Raw genomic sequence first — 5,931 nt, 5'->3', positions numbered from 1 at the left:
TTTCCGTTTTCTGAGGCGACCCCAACCGGGCCTGCTGGTCCTCGAGCTGGCTACGCAGCGTCTTCACTTCGGCTTCAAGCCCCAGGTTGACGGTTGCCAGGGACTCAGCGCGCGCGGTGGCGGCCGCCGCTTCGGACTCCAGCTCTTCGCCCCGCTGTGCGAAGACCTGCTCACCGTGCTCGATGGCGAGCGCCCAGAGGGACAGCATCGCATTGGCAACGGCGGGCGGGAGTGCGGCGCTCAAGGCGTCGACGCGCGCCTGCTCATCCTTCCAGAGCTTGAGTTCGTCGTTGATCGTCGTCCGGCTGCCCTGGCGGATTTCCGCGTAGATCAGGTCGACGGTGAGTTCATGTGGGCGTCGGCCGGCAGCAACGAGCCGCGCGGCGGCTTCACGGGTGCGAAAGCGGGTATTGCTGATGCGGCTCATTGGAACTAAACCTGAAAAGTGCTCCGGGAGCTGGGTTTTGAACTAAAATCTTCATGTATATGATGGTATCACATTATATATATAACGATGTCTTCTAGAAATTTACGATAAGACCGATAATCGTAAGCATCCCAGGTGTACGATGCGAGACCCTGCCGAAAAATCGCGTCAGTCCATGAACCTGCCCGCCACCGAGCCTGTTGTCCCCCTCATGCTGCCGGCCGCACTGGACGGCCACGACGGCACGAATCGCGCGCGCGGCGCTAACCGACAGATCACGGCCGATACCGACCTTGAGGCCGTCCGCCTGTGGCTTGCCGAGTACGCCAGCTCGCCGCACACGCTGCGCAGCTACCGCAAGGAAGTGGTGCGGCTGCTCGTCTGGGCGACGCGCACGCTGGGCAAGCCGCTGTCGAGCCTTACGCGCGAAGATTTCCTGATTTACGAGCAATTTCTTGCCGCACCGTCCGCAAACTGGGTCGATCCCGTCCTGCCACGGCGCGGGGGCACGCGGCGGCTGTTCGACGGGCCGCTTTCCGAGCGCAGCCGGCGCCAGGCCCTCGGTATCCTTTGCGGGCTGCTCAATTACCTGGTGGCCGCCGGATACCTTGCCGGCAATCCGCTTGCACTGCGGCGCTCGTCCTCGGCAATGCCGGCACGGACCCGCCGCATTGAACGTTACCTCGATCACGCGCTTTGGCAGGTTGTGCTGGAATCGATGGAGACCTGGCCGCAGGCCTCCGCGCGCGAGCGCCAGCACTACGAACGCAGCCGATGGCTGATCCGGCTGCTGTACCACACCGCATTGCGGGCAAGCGAAGCCGCCAACGCACAGGCGGCGGACTTCTTCCAGCGTCGCGGCCGCTGGTGGCTGCACGTCATCGGCAAGGGTGGCGCCGAGGGCGAGGTACCAGTCTCCGACACCCTCATGGCCGACTTCGCACGCTACCGCGCATTCCATGATCTGGCACCCATGCCCTTGCCGGCCGAAAGCACGCCGGCCGTCATGAGCATCGCCGGCGACGCCAAGCGGCACCTGACGCCGACGGCCATCTACCTGATTGCCAAGGAAGTGTTCCGCCGGGCCGCCGACACCCTCGAGCCAACCGATCCGATCGGCGCGGCCACACTGCGCCGGGCCTCGACGCACTGGCTGCGGCACTCGGCGGCTTCGCATCAGGCCGACGCCGGCACTGATATCCGCTTTATCCAGAAGAACCTTCGCCACGCCTCGATCGAGACGACCGGGATCTACTTGCACGCCGAAGATGACCGCCGGCATGCCCAGACCACTCAGGCGGGGTCAGAACCGGAAGCCGCTGCCGTACCGGCCGGGAGCCTCCCCGCGTAGAATGCTCCCCGCGTTGTCAACCTCTGAATCCCTCAACCGATGTCTGTCTCCTACGATCCCCGCCAAATTGCGGAATGGCTGGACTCCTACACGGTGTCCAAGGCTCGCTCCTATGCGAGCGCTGTCTCGGAGTTGCGCTGGATCGACGAGGATACCTTGGCGGGACTGGTGCAAGGCACCCGTACGCGCCCGTATGACGTGCGTGCGTATTTCCACGACATCGACGAAGACATGTGGGTGGAGGGAGAATGCACGTGTCCGGTCGGCGTTGACTGCAAGCACGTGGCAGCGCTGTTGATCGCCGGCCTTGCGCACCAGCCGAAGCCATCGGCCGCCGGCGTGCGCGCGGAACTGGTGACCTGGCTGGAAAATTTTCGCGCTCGACGCACGGCAGCCAATCCCGCTGCCAAGAAAAAACCAGCCAAGGCCACGCATGCCCTGGCCTATGTGATCGGGCAATCGTATCGCGGCTGCGAGATTTCCCTCTACAAGGCCCGCGTGGGGGCCGACGGTACGATTCGCTCGGTCGACGATCGGTGGCAGAACGTCGAGAAAGCGCTGGTCGAACCGCCGAAATTTGTTTCCGAGGAGGATCTGTCGATCCTGCGCGGATTGTGGCTGGGCCGCTCGCATGCCGCCTATACCGGTGGTTTTGCTCTGCAGGGCGCAACCGGCGCCGCCATCCTGGAAAAGCTCATCGCCACCGGGCGTGCATTTACTTCCTTTGTTCCCGCAGGCGCCCACTACCCCGGATCACACTGCCCGGTGCACTGCGGATCAGAGCGCGGCGCAAAGATGACCTGGCAAGCGCAACCCGACACGCGCGTGCGGCCAGTCTTGCAGGCCGAGCCACCCGCCACCCTGTTGCTGACGACCACCCAGCCCTGCTGGTATGTGGACGCGCATTCTGGCGAAGCTGGCATACTCGCCATGCCGTGGCCGGCGGAACAGGTCACGGATTTCCTGTCGATGCCGGCCATCACGCTGGACGAGGCGGCGCTCGTTGGCAATGTGTTGCGTGAAGTCGCCCCCGACCTACCCATGCCGCCCGCGCCCGACGCGTCGTCCGTGCAGGTGATCGACACCGTAGCGACGCCCGTACTGACTCTCGACACCTTGCCGACCTGGTCAGTGTCGCCACTGGATTTTGCGACGGTCAGTTTTGATTACGCAGGTCACAGCATCCCTGCAAATAGCAGCACCACCCTCGTTCGCACTGCTGGCAGCGAGGTCATCCAGATCAAAAGAGACGCCAATCTCGAGCGGAAACGTCAGACCGAGTTGCAAAAGGCGGGCTTCAGAAAAATTCCGGCCAACCGTGCATATGGTTACAAACCGTTTCCAGATGGCATCCTCGGCCCCGAAGATGTCGACGACTGGCCGGATCTCATGAAGCTGGTGCTACCCGCACTACAGGCAAGCGGCTGGCGCGTCGTCATGAGCGACGAGTTTCGGCACAACGTGATCGAAATCGAAGCGATTGACGGCAGCCTGCGTCAGACCGGCGACGGCTGGTTTGACGTCGAGATGGGCATCACAGTCAATGGTCGCACGGTGCGCCTGGAGCCGCTGCTAGCAGACCTCTTTCGTCGCGATGAGCGCTGGCTGTCGGGCAGGCTCGATACCATCGCGGACGACGAAGCGATCGACATGAAAACCGACCGCAACGAGCGGCTTCGCCTGCGTGCCGACCGGCTTAAACCAGTCGTGCGCGTGCTGATCGACCTGTTCGACTCGCTCGGCACCGGCATGCGCATTTCCGAGTGGGATGCGGCCCGGCTCCATGCGCTGGATCAGACCGGGCGCTGGCAGTTTGACGGCGACGCATCGATCCGGCAGCTCGCGCAGCGCTTGATGGCGGGTCCTGGGGTGACAGACGTGCCGGTACCGCGTGGCCTGAAGGCCGAACTCCGTACCTACCAGCGTCAGGGTCTTGCCTGGATGCAGTTCCTGCGCGAACACGGGCTGTCCGGCGTGCTCGCCGACGATATGGGCCTCGGCAAGACCATCCAGGCACTTGCGCACATCCTCACCGAAAAGGAACGTGGCAGGCTGGACCGGCCTGCGCTGATCGTCGTGCCAACGACCCTCATGCACAACTGGTGCGAGGAAGCGCAGCGCTTCACGCCGAAGCTGCGCGTCCTGGATCTGCACGGGCCCCAACGCCACGAGCGCTTTGACCAGATCGGCAAGCACGATCTCATCCTGACCACCTACGCCTTGCTGTGGCGTGACGAGGAAGTTCTTGCCAAGCACGACTTTCACCTGCTGATCCTAGACGAGGCGCAGTACGTCAAGAATGCCGCCACCAAATCCGCCGCAACCATCCGCGAACTGCGTGCAAGACACCGCCTTTGCCTGACAGGCACGCCGCTCGAGAACCATCTCGGCGAACTGTGGGCCCAGTTTGACTTCCTGCTGCCTGGCTTCCTCGGTACCCGTCAGGACTTCACCCGCCGCTGGCGCACGCCCATCGAGAAAGGCGGCGATGCTGTTCGACGTGAACTGCTCGCGCGACGCATCCGACCGTTCATGCTGCGTCGGCGCAAGGATGAGGTCGCCGCCGAGTTGCCCCCGAAGACGATGATAGTGCGCACGGTCGAGCTCGAAGGCGCGCAGCGTGACCTGTACGAGACGGTGCGCGCGGCCATGCAGGAAAAGGTCCGTGCGGCCGTCGCAGCAAAAGGCCTCGCGCGCAGCCACATCATCGTGCTGGAGGCGTTGCTCAAGCTGCGCCAGGTCTGCTGCGATCCGCGGCTCGTCAAAATCAGCCAGGCGGCCCGGATCAAGGAATCGGCCAAGCTTGATCTGCTACTCGACATGCTGCCCGAACTAATCGAGGAAGGCCGTCGCATCCTGCTGTTCTCGCAGTTCACCAGCATGCTCGACCTCATTGCGGCGGCGCTGGAAAAAGCTGGGATTCCATACGTCATGCTGACCGGGGATGCCACCGATCGCGTCACACCAGTCAAGCGCTTCAAGCAAGGTGAGGTGCCGCTTTTCCTGATCAGCCTGAAGGCCGGTGGCGTTGGCCTGAACCTGACGGCGGCCGACACCGTCATTCACTACGATCCCTGGTGGAATCCCGCCGTAGAAAATCAGGCGACCGACCGCGCTCACCGTCTCGGGCAGGACAAGCCTGTGTTTGTTTACAAGCTGATCACCGCCGGCAGTGTTGAGGAGAAAATCGTCGCGATGCAGGAGCAGAAGGCGGCGCTTGCCAACGCGATCCTGTCGGAAGATGGCGCCGGCGCCGTCAAGTTCTCCGCCGACGACATCGAGGCGCTCTTTGAGCCGATCCCGGCCGCACCACCTGTTGTGGCACCGGCGGCGAAGCCCCGATCCCGCACCAGGACGGGAACATAAAAATGGCCTTGCCGCGACGCATAGTCGAGGTCTGACCAGCACGAACCCCAATGGCAAAAACGGGCGACAACCAACACGAACAGCGCATCTCGATGGAGATCGTGGTCGACCGCGTACACCGAAGAAGAATGCGCGATGGCGTGGTACTGCCATCTCGAGGACAGTCTGAGCTTTCCATTCGAAGCGCGGGTACGTCAGGCGATGGTGGCCTCCCCGCTGCGCTCAGGTGACAGAGTCTCCGTCTTCAGACTCGCGCATGATCAGTTGTGCCGCGTTGCCATCTTCGTGCACGCACTTTACAACCAGCGTGAACTCGTCGTGCCCCTTGCCCAGCTTGTTCCCGTCCGCGCCGACCAGAGCACGCACCTTGCCGTCTCTGACTGGCACTACTGGCACGACCAAGGTTGCAGCTTCTGCCCCCCGCACGATCTGACATCCCCCGGCATAATCCCCGAGCGCAACTTACAGGGCGCTCGGGCCGTTATCAGGTCAAGTCGCACCCTGCCAGCCCTTGCCTGGTCAGGGGCTGGCGGAAGATTTGCACTTTTCGGGGGATGGGCAGAAATAGCCTACCAGTAGCCGTAGAGGCTTGCCACCACCGCCAGCGCGCGCGTGCGGGTCGCTTCTGACAAGGGCGGCGCGGCGTCCTCCCTGCCGGTCTCCCCGTGCTGCAGCGCGTGCCGGTAGCCGAGCAACCGCTGGCGCGTGAGGTCCGAGAGCGGCCCAAGCTCGTGCGCGCCGCACCAGCGCATCAGGCGGCGCAGTTCGGCGCCATAGGCGCGCAACG

At 63.6% G+C, this 5,931-nt stretch carries 4 protein-coding genes and 1 pseudogene; 3 read left to right on the top strand and 2 right to left on the bottom strand.

Translation table 11 applies throughout. The features are described from left to right. On the bottom strand, nt 1-427 hold a 427-nt coding region (locus tag D769_RS15420), incomplete at its 3' end, for a DNA-binding protein (RefSeq protein WP_008646545.1). Between the two features lie 175 nt (nt 428-602). On the opposite strand from D769_RS15420, the gene D769_RS15415 reads away from it, so the two are divergent. The 3 genes from D769_RS15415 (at nt 603) to D769_RS15405 (ending at nt 5,723) form a co-directional block, all read left to right on the top strand. Continuing rightward, complete coding sequence (locus tag D769_RS15415) at nt 603-1,778, top strand: tyrosine-type recombinase/integrase (RefSeq protein ID WP_008646544.1); 1,176 nt, start codon at nt 603-605, stop codon at nt 1,776-1,778. Nucleotides 1,779-1,817: 39 nt separating this feature from the next. Next, a complete protein-coding gene (locus tag D769_RS15410) occupies nt 1,818-5,144 on the top strand; it encodes a DEAD/DEAH box helicase (protein WP_008646539.1) in 3,327 nt (1,108 codons plus the stop codon). 135 nt (nt 5,145-5,279) lie between these two features. Then, on the top strand, nt 5,280-5,723 hold the full coding sequence (locus D769_RS15405) for a calcium-binding protein (protein ID WP_223277442.1): 444 nt from the start codon (nt 5,280-5,282) through the stop codon (nt 5,721-5,723). On the opposite strand, the pseudogene D769_RS15400 reads toward D769_RS15405, so the two are convergent. Beyond that, a pseudogene (locus D769_RS15400) lies at nt 5,714-5,931 on the bottom strand (hypothetical protein); the annotation flags it as partial. The gene D769_RS15405 and the pseudogene D769_RS15400 sit on opposite strands and share 10 nt — an antisense overlap.

The sequence above is a fragment of the Cupriavidus sp. HMR-1 genome (assembly GCF_000319775.1).
Classification (GTDB): Bacteria; Pseudomonadota; Gammaproteobacteria; order Burkholderiales; family Burkholderiaceae; genus Cupriavidus; species Cupriavidus metallidurans.
Note: the sequence above shows the minus strand (reverse complement) of the source record. Positions and strands in the feature narration are given on the sequence as shown.

Bases quoted from the DNA above. Each gene is read 5' to 3' on its own strand.
- D769_RS15415 (WP_008646544.1), top strand. From the start codon at position 603: ATGAACCTGCCCGCCACCGAGCCTGTTGTCCCCCTCATGCTGCCGGCC.
- D769_RS15410 (WP_008646539.1), top strand. From the start codon at position 1,818: ATGTCTGTCTCCTACGATCCCCGCCAAATTGCGGAATGGCTGGACTCC.
- D769_RS15405 (WP_223277442.1), top strand. From the start codon at position 5,280: ATGGCGTGGTACTGCCATCTCGAGGACAGTCTGAGCTTTCCATTCGAA.